Source organism: Leptolyngbya sp. FACHB-541, from assembly GCF_014695875.1.
Classification (GTDB): Bacteria; Cyanobacteriota; Cyanobacteriia; order Elainellales; family Elainellaceae; genus JAAUTN01.
This window is the reverse complement of record NZ_JACJPC010000065.1, coordinates 1-16,830: the sequence shown is the minus strand read 5'-3', so window position 1 is coordinate 16,830 and position 16,830 is coordinate 1. Positions and strand designations below refer to the sequence as shown.

Annotated in this window: 10 protein-coding genes; 7 read left to right on the top strand and 3 right to left on the bottom strand. The window is 50.3% G+C overall.

Features of this window, described 5'->3' with window-relative positions; genetic code table 11:
- Window positions 1-132: 132 nt before the first annotated feature.
- A complete protein-coding gene (locus tag H6G00_RS14220) occupies window positions 133-2,529 on the top strand; it encodes an NACHT domain-containing NTPase (protein WP_190797241.1) in 2,397 nt (798 codons plus the stop codon).
- A gap of 304 nt (window positions 2,530-2,833) precedes the next feature.
- Here H6G00_RS14220 and uvrA read toward each other — a convergent pair whose 3' ends face one another.
- Together uvrA and H6G00_RS14210 are read right to left on the bottom strand one after the other, a co-directional pair.
- Window positions 2,834-5,944 (bottom strand): excinuclease ABC subunit UvrA, encoded by a 3,111-nt coding sequence (gene uvrA, locus H6G00_RS14215; protein WP_190797240.1) that lies wholly within the window; start codon window positions 5,942-5,944, stop codon window positions 2,834-2,836.
- Window positions 5,945-6,257: 313 nt separating this feature from the next.
- Window positions 6,258-7,361: a calcium-binding protein gene (locus H6G00_RS14210; protein WP_190646569.1), complete on the bottom strand. Its 1,104-nt coding sequence runs from the start codon at window positions 7,359-7,361 to the stop codon at window positions 6,258-6,260.
- Window positions 7,362-7,809: 448 nt separating this feature from the next.
- On the opposite strand from H6G00_RS14210, the gene H6G00_RS14205 reads away from it, so the two are divergent.
- The 3 genes from H6G00_RS14205 to cysE all read left to right on the top strand — a co-directional run bounded on the left by H6G00_RS14205 (window position 7,810) and on the right by cysE (window position 10,612).
- A complete protein-coding gene (locus H6G00_RS14205) occupies window positions 7,810-8,928 on the top strand; it encodes a hypothetical protein (protein ID WP_190797239.1) in 1,119 nt (372 codons plus the stop codon).
- A gap of 228 nt (window positions 8,929-9,156) precedes the next feature.
- Complete coding sequence (locus H6G00_RS14200) at window positions 9,157-9,645, top strand: hypothetical protein (protein WP_190689451.1); 489 nt, start codon at window positions 9,157-9,159, stop codon at window positions 9,643-9,645.
- Window positions 9,646-9,784: 139 nt separating this feature from the next.
- Window positions 9,785-10,612 (top strand): serine O-acetyltransferase, encoded by an 828-nt coding sequence (gene cysE, locus H6G00_RS14195; protein ID WP_190797238.1) that lies wholly within the window; start codon window positions 9,785-9,787, stop codon window positions 10,610-10,612.
- 127 nt (window positions 10,613-10,739) lie between these two features.
- On the opposite strand, the gene H6G00_RS14190 is transcribed toward cysE, so the two are convergent.
- On the bottom strand, window positions 10,740-11,321 hold the full coding sequence (locus H6G00_RS14190; protein ID WP_190797237.1) for an Npun_F5749 family FMN-dependent PPOX-type flavoprotein: 582 nt from the start codon (window positions 11,319-11,321) through the stop codon (window positions 10,740-10,742).
- Window positions 11,322-11,578: 257 nt separating this feature from the next.
- On the opposite strand from H6G00_RS14190, the gene nrdJ reads away from it, so the two are divergent.
- From nrdJ to H6G00_RS14175, 3 genes are all read left to right on the top strand, one after another.
- The gene (nrdJ, locus tag H6G00_RS14185) at window positions 11,579-13,753 is read left to right on the top strand and encodes a ribonucleoside-triphosphate reductase, adenosylcobalamin-dependent (RefSeq protein WP_190797236.1); all 2,175 of its coding nucleotides are present in this window, start codon (window positions 11,579-11,581) and stop codon (window positions 13,751-13,753) included.
- Window positions 13,754-13,887: 134 nt separating this feature from the next.
- Window positions 13,888-14,103 (top strand): hypothetical protein, encoded by a 216-nt coding sequence (locus H6G00_RS14180; RefSeq protein ID WP_190689463.1) that lies wholly within the window; start codon window positions 13,888-13,890, stop codon window positions 14,101-14,103.
- Between the two features lie 653 nt (window positions 14,104-14,756).
- On the top strand, window positions 14,757-16,469 hold the full coding sequence (locus tag H6G00_RS14175; RefSeq protein ID WP_190646562.1) for a GH3 auxin-responsive promoter family protein: 1,713 nt from the start codon (window positions 14,757-14,759) through the stop codon (window positions 16,467-16,469).
- Window positions 16,470-16,830: the final 361 nt, after the last annotated feature.

The following is a 16,830-nucleotide window of genomic DNA, read 5'->3' as shown; positions in this document are numbered from 1 at the left end:
TTGAAGTGAGTTTCTGAAGTTGACTCTTTTAGCATCTTTGGAAAACCTTTCGTCATGGTTAAAGCAGGTGTCTGGCTTCTTGTTAGATTTGTCAGATTTGTCAGAATTAAGGGAAAAGATTTTGGTTGACCTATGGCAAGGCGATCGCTTCAAGCATCTGAACAAGGAATTCAAACGCTCAAAAAAGCGCTGAAGCGCAAGAAGTGGTCACAGACTTACATTGCTGGAGCAGTAGGTTGCTCTCGCCAAACAATTTGGAGTCTGTTGCAAGGTAATCCAACAGACTGTGACGTGTTTATAGAGGTTTGTAGTCAGTTGGGGTTAAGTTGGGTTGAGATTGCAGAACCAGATTCACCAGAACTGGAGCCAGATAAATATCCTAGTATCGATAATCTCGTTCAGACAATCCGCGCTAGAGTAAAACCCTTTATTCAAGAGAAGTGCGGCACGATGCGGGTATTGGACATGACCCAACCGATCGTCCTGGGCGAAATCTACACCAGCATCAACATTCTGGAAAGAATTACAGGGCGCAGAGGTTTGAATCTAGCCGAACTGATGCAGGATGCTGACCCAGAAAACTTTGAGCGGTTTTGCTTAGGCGATCTTCGACAGCGACGAGTGCCAGGATTGGAAGCGGTTACACAGTTCCCAAAGTTAATGATTTTAGGCAAGCCGGGAGCCGGGAAAACCACGTTTCTGAAGCACCTGGCAATTCAGTGCATCGGTGGTGAATTTCAGCCAGAACGAATTCCAGTTTTCATCACGCTGAAGGATTTTGCCGAAGCTCAGAATCATCCTGATTTATTGGAGTATCTTGCCCAGACGTGGAGACATCTGGCTAATTCACAGGATGGAGTAGACAGTAAGCTTCCCCTAGAAGAGGTTTTACAGCAGGTTTTGCAGGCTGGTAAAACATTGATTCTATTAGACGGATTAGACGAGGTAAAAGACGCGGATCACAGCCGAACGCTGCGTCAAATCCGAGATTTTTCTCAACAGTTTTCCAAAAACCAATTTGTTATTACCTGCCGCATTGCTGCACGAGAATACACCTTTGAGCAATTTACCGAAGTTGAAATTGCTGACTTCAACGATAAGCAAATTGCTGACTTCTCAAATAAATGGTTTTGCAGCAAAAAGGACGAGATAAAAGCAGAGAAATTTTTGCAAAAGCTGAAGCAAGAGGCTCCCATCCGAGAGCTAGCAACTAGTCCATTGTTGCTAACCCTGCTGTGTCTAGTGTTTGAGGATTCTGGCAGCTTTCCTACTAATCGTGCCGAGCTTTATCAGAATGGGGTAGATGTACTGCTAAAGAAATGGGACACAAAGCGCAATATTGAACGTGATCAGGTTTATAAACGGCTCTCGCTGAAACGTAAGGAAGATTTGCTCAGCCAGATTGCTTATACCACTTTTCAAGTTGGCAACTACTTTTTTAAGCAACGGGAACTGGAGAAATACATCAGCTGCTACATTCAAAACTTGTCTGATGCTAGCACTGACCCAGAAGCACTGGAACTGGATAGCGTTGCCGTGTTGAAATCTATTGAAGCGCAGCATGGGCTGTTTGTAGAACGGGCACGAGAAATTTACTCCTTCTCTCACCTAACCTTTCATGAGTACTTTACTGCCCGCAAAATTGCGTTGTCTTCGCCAAACGAAGGCATATCTCTTCAATCATCACCGGTTGAACATGAAACCCCTCTACAGCAGTTGATAAATCACATGACTGAAAAACGCTGGCGGGAAGTAATTCTATTAACTGCTGGTATGTTGGACAATGCCAATACTCTGCTGCAATCGATAAAAGCTCAGATTGATAATCTACTTAAGGGAGACAGAAAGCTTCAACAGTTTCTTGTCTGGCTAAATCAAAAATCACAGTCAATTAACACTACCCACAAACCTGCTGCCATTCGTGCTTTCTACTTTGTTCTCGCCTTTAATCTGGATTTAGCTCTTGATCATGACATTGACCGCGCTCTTGCTCTTGATTTGGCTCTTGATTTGGTCCTTGACCGCGCTCTTGCTCTCGACTATGCCCTCGATAACGCTCGTGATCTTGAATCTGACTATGCCCTTGACCTTGATCGTGATCTCACCTCTGCTCTCGACCATGCCCTCGCTCTCGACCGTGCCCTTAACCGTGCCCTTGTTTTAGATTCTGGTTTCGAATTACAAAGCAAGCTACAAGAGTTGCAAAGCCAATTACCTGACAATTCTTTTAACAATACAGAGAACTTTTGGCCATGGTGGCAAAAAAATAGTCAATCGTGGATCAAGCAACTTAGAGCTGTCACGATTACATATTGCAATATTGGTCATGATTGGCAGTTCAGCCGAAAACAAACAGAACGTTTGCAACAGTATTATGATGCAAACAAGCTGCTAGTAAGTTGCCTAAAGAGCGAGTGCTACATCAGTCGAGCGGTGCGTCAGGAAATTGAGGAGACGTTGCTGTTGCCGATCGCACTCATTCAACAGAGAAACAGCACTGAGAGGACAGTTGAACAGCCCAATCTGTAATCCAGAAACCCGTAGGGGCGTAGCGTTCGGCAGGTAGACCCTGGAATAGACTAAGGAATTTTGCCCGAATGCTACGCCCTTTTAGAGGATATTTATAGAACAGGTAGAACAGCAAGATGTTAATCGAGTTGAAGTTTTAGCTCGATCGGCTCAAATTTGTGGAGTTGATTTGAGTTTTTGGAGAATAGCGAATATCTCTAGGGCGTAGCATTCGGGCGGAAGTTTTCTGTTTATTTTCGAGGTTGTCTGCCGAATGCCGCGCCCCTGCGGGTTGCCGGTTATAGGTTATTTGAGCATCCTCTCACTATTCTTCTGCTTCTGCTGGCATGGGTGGATGTTGAGCCAGGACTTGTTTGAGATATTGACCTGTGTAAGAGCGATCGCACTCTGCCACAGTTTCGGGAGTCCCTACAGCAACGATTTCACCGCCGCGATCGCCCCCTTCTGGACCTAGATCAATTACCCAATCGGAGCAGCGAATTACATCTAAGTTGTGTTCGATTACCAGGACAGAGTTGCCTTTGTCTACCAGGCGTTGCAACACGTCTAGCAGTTTGTGGACATCGTAGAAAGAGAGTCCGGTGGTCGGTTCGTCAATTAGGTAAAGGGTTTTTCCAGTGGCGCGGCGAGAGAGTTCGGTTGCCAGTTTGAGGCGCTGTGCCTCACCGCCTGAGAGGGTGGGAGCAGTTTGCCCAAGGCGAACGTAGCCCAGACCGACATCCACCATTGTTTGCAGACGGGCAGCCGCTTTGGGGATGTTTTGGAAAAAGTCGAGGGCTTCGTCGGCAGTCATATTCAACGCATCGGAGATGGACTTGCCCTTGTACTTCACCTGAAGTGTTTCCCGGTTATAGCGTGCGCCTTTGCAGACTTCACATTGGACATACACATCAGGCAAGAAGTTCATCTCGATCACGTTGACACCCTGTCCGCCGCAGGCTTCGCAGCGTCCACCTTTAACGTTGAAGGAGAATTGCCCTGGTTTGTAGCCTCTGGCTTTTGCCTCAATCGTTTCAGCATACAGGTCGCGAATTACATCAAACACACCAGTGTAGGTGGCAGGGTTAGAACGAGGAGTGCGACCAATGGGGGATTGGTCGATCACGATCGCCTTATCCAAAGAACTTAACCCCGTTAGTTCTTTCATCTCTTTGGGCTGGGGAATTTTGCGCCCAAAGTGATGTTGAATCGCAGGATAGAGCAACTCATTTATCAGTGTTGATTTGCCGGAACCAGATACACCCGTGACGCAAACTAGCTTGCCTAACGGAATTTCAACACTGACAGTCTTCAGGTTGTTACGGTGAGCATTTCTGATTTTGAGCGATCGCCCATTTCCCTTCCGTCGTTCGGCTGGTGTTTGGATGAGGCTGCGTCCCGACAGATAAGCACCCGTGAGGGAATCTGGCGCTTTCAGCAAATCTTCTAGCGATCCCTCAGAGACAATGCTGCCACCATGCACACCTGCACCGGGGCCAATGTCTACCAGGTAATCGGCAGCACGAATCGTTTCCTCGTCGTGTTCGACCACAATCAGCGTGTTGCCCAGGTCGCGCAGGCGAGTGAGGGTGCGGAGTAGGCGACCGTTATCGCGCTGGTGCAGTCCAATGCTGGGTTCGTCGAGGACGTAGAGAACTCCTGTTAGACCGGAGCCGATTTGAGTTGCCAGTCGAATTCGCTGCGCTTCTCCGCCAGAGAGGGTCATGGCGGTGCGGTCGAGGGTAAGGTAATCAAGTCCGACATCCAGCAAGAACTGCAGACGGGCTTTGATTTCGCGCAGCACCAGGTCACCGATCTGGGCTTGGCGATCGCTTAACTCCAGTCCATTAATTCGACTCAGGGAGTCGCGGATGGCAACGCTGGTTAGGTCTTTGATGCGGCACTGTCCCAATCGCACCGCTAGCGCTTCGGGTTTGAGGCGCTCGCCCTTACAGACTTCGCAGGGTTGCTCAACCAGATATTGCTCTAGCTTTTGCTTGTAAACCTCTGAAGTGGATTCGCGATACTGCCGTTCCAGCATTGGCAACACACCTTCATAGCGGCGCTGATAGCCTTTGCCTTCCTGATAGCGGGAATCGGACTCAATATGAATCTTCTCCTCAGAACCGTGCAAGATTACGTGCTGCTGGTCGGGTGTAAGCTGATTCCAAGGGGATTGAATCTCGAAGCCAAAGGCTTTGCCAACGCTAAAGAGTAGCGAAAAGTAATAGGTATTGTCTTTGTCAGACCAGGGGGCGATCGCCGCATATACGGGCAAAGCGGGATCGGGCACCACCAGTTCGGCAGAAAAGGTGCGAAGCGTGCCTAAGCCATGACAGTTGGGGCAAGCTCCGTAGGGCGAGTTAAAGGAGAATAGGCGGGGCGACAGTTCCTCCATCACCGCTCCATGTTCTGGGCAGGCAAAGTTTTCGGAAAAGACTAGCTCAGCGGGCTGATCGTCCTCGTCTGAGTCGTCAGTTTCCAGTTGAGGTGCGGGTTGGTCACCGTATTTGCCACCTAGCTCAGCGGCGATCGCCAACTGTCCCGGTGCGATTGGGATCACGTTCGAGCCATCGCCTGACTTGGCTGTAGATTTATCCGAGCGATCGCCCTTTGATTCCTTCAGTAAGTCAATAATGGCGATGCCTCCGGAGCGGCGCAGACAGGTGCCCAGCGAATCGACTAGGCGTTCCTGAATGTTGTCTCGCTTGACCAGGCGATCGACCACAATTTCGATGTTGTGAAACTGGTTTTTGTCCAGCTCGATTGAGTCGCTCAGTTCTCGCACTTCACCATCCACTCGAACTCGCACAAATCCTTCTGAAGCGAGGCTTGAAAGCAGTTTTTTGTGCGTTCCCTTTTTACCGCGTACGACAGGCGCAAGAATTTGGAATCGAGTCCGGTCAGGCAATGCCAGAACGCGATCGCTCATCTGATCAATCGTTTGCGGCACAATGGAGCGATCGCAATGGGGACAGTGCGGTTCCCCGGCTCGCCCATACAGCAGCCGCAGATAGTCGTAGATTTCCGTCACCGTGCCCACGGTCGAGCGGGGGTTGTGGGAGGTAGACTTCTGGTCGATCGAGATTGCTGGACTTAAACCCTCGATCGCATCGACATCAGGCTTATCGACCTGTCCTAGAAACTGTCTGGCGTAAGCGCTAAGTGATTCGACATAGCGACGCTGCCCTTCAGCAAAAATTGTGTCAAAGGCTAAGGAGGACTTGCCTGAACCCGAAACACCCGTGAAGACGATGAGGCGATCGCGGGGCAGTTCCAGGTCAATATTTTTCAGGTTGTGCTGTCGCGCTCCCCGAATCCGAATCGTGTTTTGCGGGTTATGCAAATTGACTGGAGGGTTAGGGCGATCGCCATCCACAGGATGTCCATTCTGTTCTTTAATCTGGGACTTTGAAGCCTTGGCACGAGTAGGCATAGAGGCAAACTTCTTGCGCTTCCACCGAAAATATGGAAATAGTTCTTAATAATCTTACCGCTAACTCTTGGGGAGTCGCAGGAAAGACCCACGCAAGGCATAGGATTATTAGCCTCCTATATTACCTCGACTTGCCACATTAGTACATGCGTTTTAGATGCCAGTAGATCTTTGGGCGCAGAAGCAGGCAAAGCACAAAAAGCAGAAGCTTAAGCCGATAAAACCGCTTCTGCTCTCTGCCCTTTGCCTTTCACCTCTTGCCTTCGGCAGAAGGCAAATTATTCAACCCACTGCTCTAAACTGTTCGTTTTGCCTAAACATAGGAAAAATAGCGACCGTTTGCGCTGAGGTTGCTAACTCCTTGAATCACACCAATTATTTCATCTCGTTCGCCGCCAGGTTTGTTGAAGTAAATTATTGTGCTTCCGGGCAAGGAACCAGAAGAAGATGAGGGACGCAAGAAGTAGTTGGCGGCTGTCCCCTTCAATTGGATTTTGTCTCCGGCAGTATTGAAGTCTTTAATCAGCGCATAGTCTGCAGATCCGGTGCTGTTGCTTCTGTCGTCGTAAAAGACCTTCTGGGTAGTGCCTAAAACGAAACGGTCGATGTCTGCACCACCTGTGAGACTGTCAATTTCACCAGCGCCAGGTCGCGTCGCAAATTCATCGGCTCCCACCAGGATATCTCTGCCGGAGTTACCAAGTAATTGATCGCCGCCGCTGCCACCGTAGAGGCGGTCGTTGCCGCTGCCACCGTCTAGCCTGTCCCTACCAGTGCTGCCGTAAAGGTAGTCGTTGCCGTTGCCGCCAACCAGTGCGTCTTCGTCGGCATAGCCATAAAGACGGTCGTTACCCTCCTCGCCATAGAGCAGGTCTTCATCAGCTCCACCAAATAGCTGGTCTTGACCGCTATCGCCTTCTAAGAAGTTTTCGCCTTCTTCACCATAAAGACGGTCGTCGTTCTCACCACCGCTGAGGTAATCTTTGCCATCACTGCCATAGAGGGTGTCGTTGCCGTCCCCACCGTAAAGGTCGTCGTCACCGTCATTCCCAACCAGGCGATCGCTATCATCCTCGCCATAGAGCCGGTCGTTGCCAGTGCCGCCGCTCAGGTAATCCCTGTCTCTGCCGCCATAGAGCAGATCATCTCCTCTGTCACCATAGAGGCGATCGTTGCCGTTGTCTCCTTCTAGATAGTCGTTGCCGTTTTCGCCATAGAGTCTATCTTCGTCGTCACCACCATCGAGCCGGTCTGCTCCACTATAGCCAAACAAAATGTCTTCATCGTCACCGCCATAAATTCGATCGTTGCCGCTATTTCCGTCTAGACGATCGTCACCATCGTAGCCGTAAATCAAGTCATTCGATAAGGTGCCGATATAGTCATTATCTCTGGAGTTTCCGTAGTAGGTTGCCATAGGTTTACGCTTTTGTTTTTTGAGTCTCTGTTGACCAGATTAGGCTGGGTGCAAGTGTTGACACCTCATCCAGACGACTAGCCCAACCAGGTGATTTTGAACTAGCTACAAAGACGAAGAAGAGGGTTAGTAAGTTTCTCTCTAACCCAATAAAAATAGGAAGTTAAAAGACCTCTATGGGGACGATCGCTACCCTCACAAATTATTTCAAAAATGGCTTTCTTTGGCGCAAAAAAGCTTTAATTAAAGTAGCTTTATTTTGCGAAGGAACTTCTTAGAAGAAGCTGCGTCACCGATCGATCAATCCATCTCTAAAAGTACAAACTTCACCCAGTTGGGTGACCCAGTTGTAGGAAGCGATCCGGTTGCCAAAAAAACAGGCTAGTGTCAAAAGGAATATCAGATCATACTTGACTTGGTTTTGCTCCTGCTTAAGGTATAAGGCGTTATGAAACTCCCCATTGCTGCGCTGGTTTTACTTACAGCTACTAGCTTTGCCGCACCCGCTAAAGCTGTCTCTGTTTTGCCTCTTGCCTCACCTGATGCAGAAACTCAACAGAGTGAAATTGAAATTCAAACTGCGATCGCTTCGCAAGATTGCTTGACCTGCGACTCAGCCCAGTCAACAGAAGCAAACACGAAACAGTCCCGCCCCGGTCAGGACGCCCAACGACAACGCCGTCAAGAAATTCGTCAACAGCAAGAACAGCAGCGGCAGCGGCCGGTTGAAGCCCGCCGACAGCAGCAGCAACGACGGCAAGCGCAAGAACAAGATCGACAACGGCAGGAAGAAGCCCGCCAACAGCAAGAACAAGAGTGGCAGGAGGAAGAGTGGGAAGAAGAAGCCGAGCGGGAATGGCAGGAGGAGCGCGATCGCGACCGCCAAGAAGAAGCCCGTGAAGAGTGGCGCGATAATCGCGATCGCGACTCTGACCGGGATGACTACTTTGATCGTGATGATTATTACGATAACGATGATTATTACGATAACGATGACCACGATGATGACTATGACTATGGTTATGACGACTGGCAGAGCGATCGCTACGAACGCCGTAACCAGTACGATTGGTACCAGGATGCTGACGATGATTGGGATGCGAGAGAGCGAGAAGAACGGGAACGGCAGGACGAAGCTGCTTACAGAAACCGGGAACATCAAGCTGCTGTTTGGCGAGATTGGGAAGAACAGCAGAATGTGCTGCGCTGGCACTGGGATACTTGGCAGCGCACCTATCGACCTACCCTAGTTGAGGCAACTATCCTTGAGCTCACGTCTCTCGACAACAACTGGACGACCGTTTGGATTGAAGGGATTAATACCGCTCAAGAAGTCTCCTTCACTGGCAACGGAGTGCAAACGGTTTATCTGTCACCAGGAGCCTATAGGGTTCGATTTAGCCCTATTCTCAACGACGATTCCTGGCAGTCGGGCTACCTTGTGGTTGGCAGAACAAACCGCTTGAGAATCACGTTTGACCAGAATAATGAGTCCGTTCAGGTCTTTGACGATCCCACCGCATGGACACCGGGCGATCGCCTTCCTGGCTATCCAGATGGCCGCTAGTGATAATACAGAACAGATGGGAAGGGGCATTCGCGACGCGGGTGCCCCTTCCCATCTGTAACCCTTTTTTGACCCATCCGTAGATGAGGAACATCACAGCGTCCAAACCAGTCTTCTAGCGCACACGATAAACTGGAATTGTGTATCAGATTTGTCAGTTTGGTCAGTCCGTGTTTCCCTAGCGATGTGGGTCAGACTGCATTGCACCTGTGATGAGGAGTTTTATTGATGTCTAAGTTTGTCCTCCCGTCCTTAAAGTGGACGGGCTTTCTGGCTTTGTTAGCGACCTTAGGAGTTGCACCTGTGTTAGCCCAAAGCGCTAACTTCGACTCCCTGACGCTGTCCCCCGGTTTCTCATCTGCCGATGGAACCGTGCAGGGATATACCCAAGGTTCGTTTTCCCTTTCGTCAATTGCTAACCGCGATCGCTCCGAAAACCTTTGTGTTGGGTTTGCTGACACCACGCCCGACCATATTTTGGTGCTTCAGCAAGACTTTTCTCAACTCACGCTTCAAGTTAATAGTGGCGGCGGCGATACCACCTTACTGGTACAAGGTCCAAGCGATAGCACTGTTCGTTGCGGCGATGATACTGGGCGCACCAACACCGATGCCAGCATTCAAGATTCTAGCTGGCAAGCTGGAACGTACAAGGTTTGGGTCGGTGCCTTTGAGTCGGGAAGTCGACATGAATACACGCTAACTGTGCGTGAATAATGCCTAAACCGGTAACCAACCTGTTTGTTTGCGTTAGTTTCAGCGATGAAATAAGTCCGCTTGGAGAACGTCCCTCTCTTCGACCCGATGTGACGCTACGATAGAGAGTGGTTTGTCTTACCTAACGGGGTAACTACTCGTGCTAACCACTCTGATTGCTGATTTCCGCATCATTTTTGAGCGTGACCCTGCGGCTCGTAACTGGCTAGAGGTGCTGTTTTGCTACCCCGGTTTACAAGCCTTAATTCTGCACCGCTTTGCTCACAGACTTTACAAGCTCAAGCTTCCGTTTGTGCCTCGGCTGATTTCCCACATTGCCCGATTCCTCACCGGAATTGAGATTCACCCTGGTGCTGCGATCGGCTGTGGCGTTTTCATCGACCACGGTATGGGCGTTGTGATTGGCGAAACAGCAATCATTGGCAACTATGCGCTGATCTATCAGGGAGTCACCCTCGGTGGTACAGGCAAAGAGAGCGGCAAGCGTCACCCTACCCTGGGTGAGAATGTTGTTGTCGGTGCTGGAGCAAAAGTATTAGGCAATCTGGAAATTGGCAACAATGTGCGAATCGGTGCTGGCTCTGTAGTGCTGCGGGATGTGCCCTCAGACTGCACCGTGGTAGGTGTACCCGGTCGCATTGTCTATCGTTCGGGTGAGCGGGTCGAGCCGTTGGAACATGGACGCTTGCCTGACTCCGAAGCGCAAGTGATTCGAGCACTGGTCGATCGCCTGGAATCCTTGGAGCAACAGTTGCAAAGCCTCCAGCAAAACTCACTTCCAGCAGGTCACTCACGTGAACTAGTTTTAGCGCTAGATACAGTTGACTTAAATAGAAATAGAAACAGCTTGAATGGAAGCCTGCCCCAAAATGGTATGTCCAAAAATGGTAGTCAGCCCGAAGCGCAAGCTAGCTGCCGGATTCGAGACAAAGTCATTGAAGAATTTCTAGACGGCGCAGGGATCTAGAGTTGGTAAATAGATAGTCCCAAATCCTTCGTGGAATAGCGGTATCTGTAGGGGCAAAGCATTCGGTAGAGAGATTGTGGTTGGATTGCAGAGTTTGCGACCTAATGCTTTGCCCCTACACAGCAGCCTACGGATTCACTGATTGGCTTGACCATTCCTGGTTCTGATCGCGCAAATACAGGTAGCGATTCTGGGGATCGCCTCGCAACTCCAGATGGTCTACCTGTTCAGGATTTAACAGAAGCAGGCAAAAGTTAGGCAAGGGAAACGCCGGATCAGAGGGCGGTGGTGAGAAAGCATCGTCCTCTGACCGGGGTTTCCCAGGATGCGCCCAGGCAAATTGCAGACGGGCAACATCAGAGAGTTCTTGCCAGAGTGTCTGCCGGGCTTTTGTGAGTGTGTCGTCGTTAAAGTCTTGTCCTACCAAAGTTAATTCACCCGCTAGCCGAAACTGTTCGCGGGTACTGGGAAAGTACCAGCAGATTTCTCCCCAGGTCTGGTGCTGAATTTGGTCTGCCTTTTCGCTACGAGAATCGGTGACAAATTTAAGCTGATTGCTGTCGTTCAAAAAACCGCGAAACACTAGAGTGCGATTGGCAGGACGACCATCCGCCCGAACGGTCGCCAGTTGAAGGTAACGGGCATAAACCAGGGAGCGGTTGCGGTGCAGAGCACGGGAAAGAGGCGATCGCCACGGAGCTAAAGGCATAGGAAGGGGCTAAGGGTTGGGGGCTATGGCATTGTTCCGAGCCTTTTTAGGAGTGGGCATCTTGCCCGTCCGGATCAAGCAGGCAAGGAAACTTTGCATTCAAATTTTCGCCTATTTCAGCCAAAGTGTTTATTTGGATAGATCTTGATAGATCTTTCTGGGTTTTAGCGTATATAGTGTTCATTTTAAGGGTAAGACACTACATCTACGGGGTACATCGCCTCAGCCCTACCTGTAACACTAACGAGATTTGACCTATGGTTCAAGACATCGAACGTACCCGTCAAAGTAGCCAGTTTCCTGAAGCCGCTCCGGCTGCGAATCCGGTATTTTATCGGACATACAGCCGTCGGGGAGAAAAAGCAGAAAACCTGCGCGAAACCTGGGATGAAGTGTGCGATCGCACCATCAACGGCATCATTCGGCTGGGCAAGCTCACCTCTACAGAAGCCGAGCTCCTGGGACGAATGCAGCGACAGCTTAAAAGCTTGCCCTCTGGTCGCTGGCTGTGGGTTGGTGGCACAAAGTGGGTAGAAAGATCTGAAAACTTTTCGGGAGCCTATAACTGCACCAGCACTAACGTCGTAGATTGGCGGGCATTTGGGCTGATGATGGATTTGGCGATGATGGGATGCGGTACAGGAGCCGTGCTAGAGCCAAAGTATATCAACCAATTGCCCGCAATCCGTAATCGGTTAGTGGTGACGATGCAAGGAGCGATCGGAGCTACTCCAGTCCAGCAGCGACGAGATGAAACAACGGTCGAAATCTCTGGGAACCAAGTTCAAATTTGCGTTGGCGATAGCCGCCAGGGTTGGGTCAAGTCTTACCAATCGCTGCTAGAGCTTTCCACCGATGAGCAGTTTTCGGGTGTCGTACAGGTGGCGATCGACCTCAGCGATGTTCGTCCTGCTGGGGAAAGGCTAAAGGGATTTGGTGGTGTTGCAAACCCCATTCGTTTACCAGGACTGTATGAGCGCTGTGCTGCAATTCTAAATAAAGCGCTAGGACGACAGCTTAGCTCGATCGAATGCTGCTTGCTGATCGATGAAGCCGCTGCCTGTGTGGTAGCGGGTAACATTCGCAGATCGGCTGGAATGCGTCAGTTTGACAGCGAAGATCAGTCTGCCGCAACCGCAAAAGAAAATCTCTGGATACAGGACGAAGCAGGCAACTGGCGAATTGACCCTGAACGCGACGTGCTACGCATGGCAAATCACACGCGGGTGTTTCATCGCAAACCCACTTTAGAGGAATGCACGGAAGCCGTTCGTAAACAGTACTATTCCGGCGAGGGTGCGATTCAGTGGGCTGGGGAAGCCGAGAGACGAGCTGAAGGTGAAGGCCGCTATGGTCTGAATCCCTGCGGCGAGATTCTGGGGCAGAACTTTCACTGCAATCTGGCTGAAGTCCACCTCAATCAACTTGATCCCGAAAATTTTGCCGAACAGGAGGAAGCGTTTACTGCTGGGGCACTATCGGTAGCGGCATTACTTCAGCATCGGTTTATGGAGCCGCGCTATCAGGAGTCGCGTGCTGATGACCCGATTGTCGGAGTTTCCTTTACTGGGCTGTTTGACTTCTTTGTGCGGGCGTTTGGTGTGGAGTGGCTGCGCTGGTGGGAAGCGGGTCGTCCCGACACCATGAAAGGACTGGAGTTTAAGCAGCGAGAGCAGGAATATCTGAGCCGCTGGAAAGAGATTGTGCATCGGGTTGTGTGGGAATATTGCGATCGCCACCAAATCAAGCGTCCCAACCGCTGCACCACCGTTCAGCCTGCGGGAACCAAATCATTGCTCACAGGTGCGAGTCCCGGATGGCATCCCCCCAAAGCACAGCGTTTCATTCGGCGGATTACCTTCCGCAAAAACGATCCGGTTGCGCTAGCTTGCCTAGAGTATGGCTATAGGATTGTGCCGTCTCAGTCCGATAAGGATGAAAACGGTCAGCTTTTGGATGATCCGTTTGATCCCCGCTGCACGGAATGGCTGGTGGAAATTCCAGTTGAGGTGCCCTGGGCAAATCTGCCGGGAGCCGATGAAATTGAGATTGAGAAATTCTCAGCGCTGGCTCAGTTTGACTTCTACATGCAGGTGCAGCAGCACTACACGGCTCACAACACCAGTGCCACGATTGAGCTGCGGGAAGACGAAATTGAGCTATTGGCAGAACGGATTTATAGGGCGATCGCCCATGACGAGGGCTACATCAGTGCGGCACTGCTGGCTCGATTTGACGCGCCGTTCCCACGCTTGCCGTTTGAGAAAATCGATCGCCCTACCTACGTCCAGCTTCAGCGTGAGGTGCAGTCACGTCAAAGAACCGATGATTTCTATGCGGCTCTCACACGCTACGACTCCGGTGAACTCAGCGTCGAAGGGCCCGCAGGCTGCGACAGCGACAAATGCATGATGCCAGAGCAGAAAGGTTGAATCTCCGAATTTCGCGTTACGATCGGGTCAGTATTACCGTTATAAAGTCGGGGAAGTCCCCCTTGGAGCGCTCCTTGGCTTTATAAGCGTTTGTTTACTTAGCATGATCAAAAGTTCTAGCGAGAAGTCCTGCCATGTTTATTGATGAACTTACCCCCTTGTTCAGAGAATTGACAGCCCAACCTTTAGCGTTTGCGGGCGGTTTCTTTTCAGGGCTGTTTCGGCTAAACCTGGCTGAAGATCCGGTTAAAACCTGGCTTGATCAGCAATCGGGTACCTCGTCTTACTCCACGACTAATAGCAGCAATGGCAGTAGCAACGGCGGGCCACAGTCGATATCTATTGACTAGCGCAATTGACTAACGTACTGCTTGGTTTTACAGGTTGGTTTGAACAGTCGCGAATATCCCTGTAGGGCGTGGCATTCGGGCAGAAACTCTGGTTCATTCTAGGGTTTATCTGCCGAATGCTGCGCCCCTACCGTTAATGGGTGGTCGAGTTTGTTCAATTAACCGCAATTTGGGTAGGGGTGGGTGGCGTTGGCGAATGCGGCTACGATTCATGGATCTCAATCTCCTCTGTAGGGGCATGGCATTGCCATGCCCCTACGAAATTCATGCATCGAATCAGCAATACCGAGGTGAGTTCTGCCATTGAACCTCGGCTCTGACAGGGTTTTGTCTGCGAAATCGCCCCGTACCGAGTTGTGGTTATCTGTAGAGTTCGACGTTGGTCAGCCAAGCTCGAACTGACCCACCCTATGTGTCGGTCTCACTTGTGTCTCTCAGGAACATCTATGCAACACCGTTTCCCCTTATTCTGAAGTTAAGTGCATCAGTCCGATTCTTCGAGGATCAGCTTCAGATTTCTGGGAGATTGGCAGTGTATTAAACAGAAATGGCTTTGTTCGTTATGTTGGCGAAAGTTCAATAATTTGAAGTTCTTTAACAAATCCGCTTTAATCAGAGCCAGAGTGGGTTTGTGTGGTGTGAGGTTTGACTGAATGAAAAATCTAGTGCTGTCGCTTTTGCCCGTCTTTGCGAGACAGGCGAAGGCAGGTTTTGTGCGTAAAACTAAACGGACTGCTCAGGTGCAGGAGCAATTTTTGCGATCGCTCCTACGGGCACATCAAAATACAGAGGTTGGGCGCAAGTACAGACTGAGGGACATTAAAACGGTTGACCAGTTTCGTCAACGGATGCCGATTTTGCCCTACAGCGCCTATGAGCCTTACATTGAGCGGATTGCCCAGGGTGAGCAAAATATTTTGACCCCCGATCCGGTCGTTTACCTCAATTTGACTAGCGGTTCTACAGGGAAACAGAAGATGATCCCGGTGACGCGGCGATCGCAACGAGTTTCTCAGCGGATCAACCAGGTCAGCATCGGCTTTGCGGTCGAGGAAGCCAAGAAATATGGCGTATCGATTGGCAAAATGCTGTTGACCAGCTCAGTTCAAGGGATTGGGCAGACCACAGGCGGCATTGACTACGGCCCGGTCAGCGCGAGTACTGTGCGTCAAAGCAACCCACTCTATCGTCAACTGTTTGCTCAGCCCTACGATGCGCTGCAAATCGTAGACAGTTTGGCGCGCCACTATATGTGTCTGCTGTTTTCGCTGCAAGACCCGCAGCTTAGCGTGATTGCGGCAACATTTCCAATTCTGGCGCTGCGGCTATGTGACTATCTGGAATCCTACGCTGAAGATTTAATTCGAGATTTGGAGACAGGGGCGATCGCCCCGTGGCTCAACCTCGAACCTGAATTACGAGCCAAGTTAGAACAGCTCTTTTCAGCTACTCCAGAACGAGCCGCTGAGCTGCGACAAATCCTTAAAACCGAAGGTCGCCTGACTCCAGAATTGGTCTGGCCAAATCTCTCGTTTATCATCACGGCACGGGGCGGCACATCAAACTTCTACTTTGAGCGGTTCCCCAGTTACTTTGGTGATACTCCTGTCTTTGGCGGCATCTATGCCTCCTCAGAAAGCGCGTTTGGCACCTATTACGAATTCAACAACGACAATGCAATTTTGGCGATCGAAAATGCCTTCTACGAATTCATTCCTGAGGACCAGTGGCATGTAGACCAGCCCAAAACACTCTTAGCCGAAGAAGTCAAGCCACATGAGCGCTACCGCGTTTTGGTGACCAACTACAACGGGCTATATCGGTACGACATCGGCGATGTGGTTGAGGTTTTAGGCTTCCACGAAAAAGCGCCTCTGATCGCCTTTCGGCATCGGTTGGGCGGGCTACTTTCCTCAACAACCGAAAAAACGACAGAATTTCATGCCATTCAGGTCATGCAGCGGCTTCAGCAAGATTTCAAACTGTCGCTTGAAGACTTTTGCATCACGCTATCAGAGGATGAAATTCCAGCTCATTACCTGGTGAACATCGAACTCACGCCGAATTATATCCTCAGCAACCCGCAAGCGTTTCTAGAGCGATTTGATTTCAGATTGAAGGAGATTCACCTTTCCTACGCCAACAAGCGTCCTGACCAGGTCCCTGCTCCCCGACTGCGAATTTTAGCGCCGGGCAGCTTTGCCACACTGCGACAACGCCTGATGCAGCGGGGGATTACAGACTCGCAACTGAAACTGCCTCATATTACTGAAGACCGCCAGTTTCTTGCTGGACTCACTGTTGAGCAAGAGGTGCGATTGCCAGAAGAAACGGAGTTAGAACTGGCACAAATTGCGGTCAAGTGAGGGGAAGGGCAAAACTTTAAGAGAAAGAGATGAAAACTGGTTTTCATCTCTTTCCCTTTCTCAAGAAGTATTGACCCTAACCCAACTCACACGGAATCTGTCTCGTGAAAAAGCACTATTGGGTGTACGGGCGAAGCATTCAGCAAAAGAATTGTGCTTCAGTTGCAAGGATTCTGACCGAATGCTTCGCCCCTACCGATACTGCTACTCCACAGACGGGTTTAGTATCAAGTTTCAACTTGGATAAAAGAGTTGTCGGGAAATAAGAGTAAGGAAGCGACTGCTAGTTTTGGAGTGACTCTGGTCTAAGCAACCATCAGGTAAAAGTTCCATAACCCTGCGGCTGTCAGCATCAAGCGGT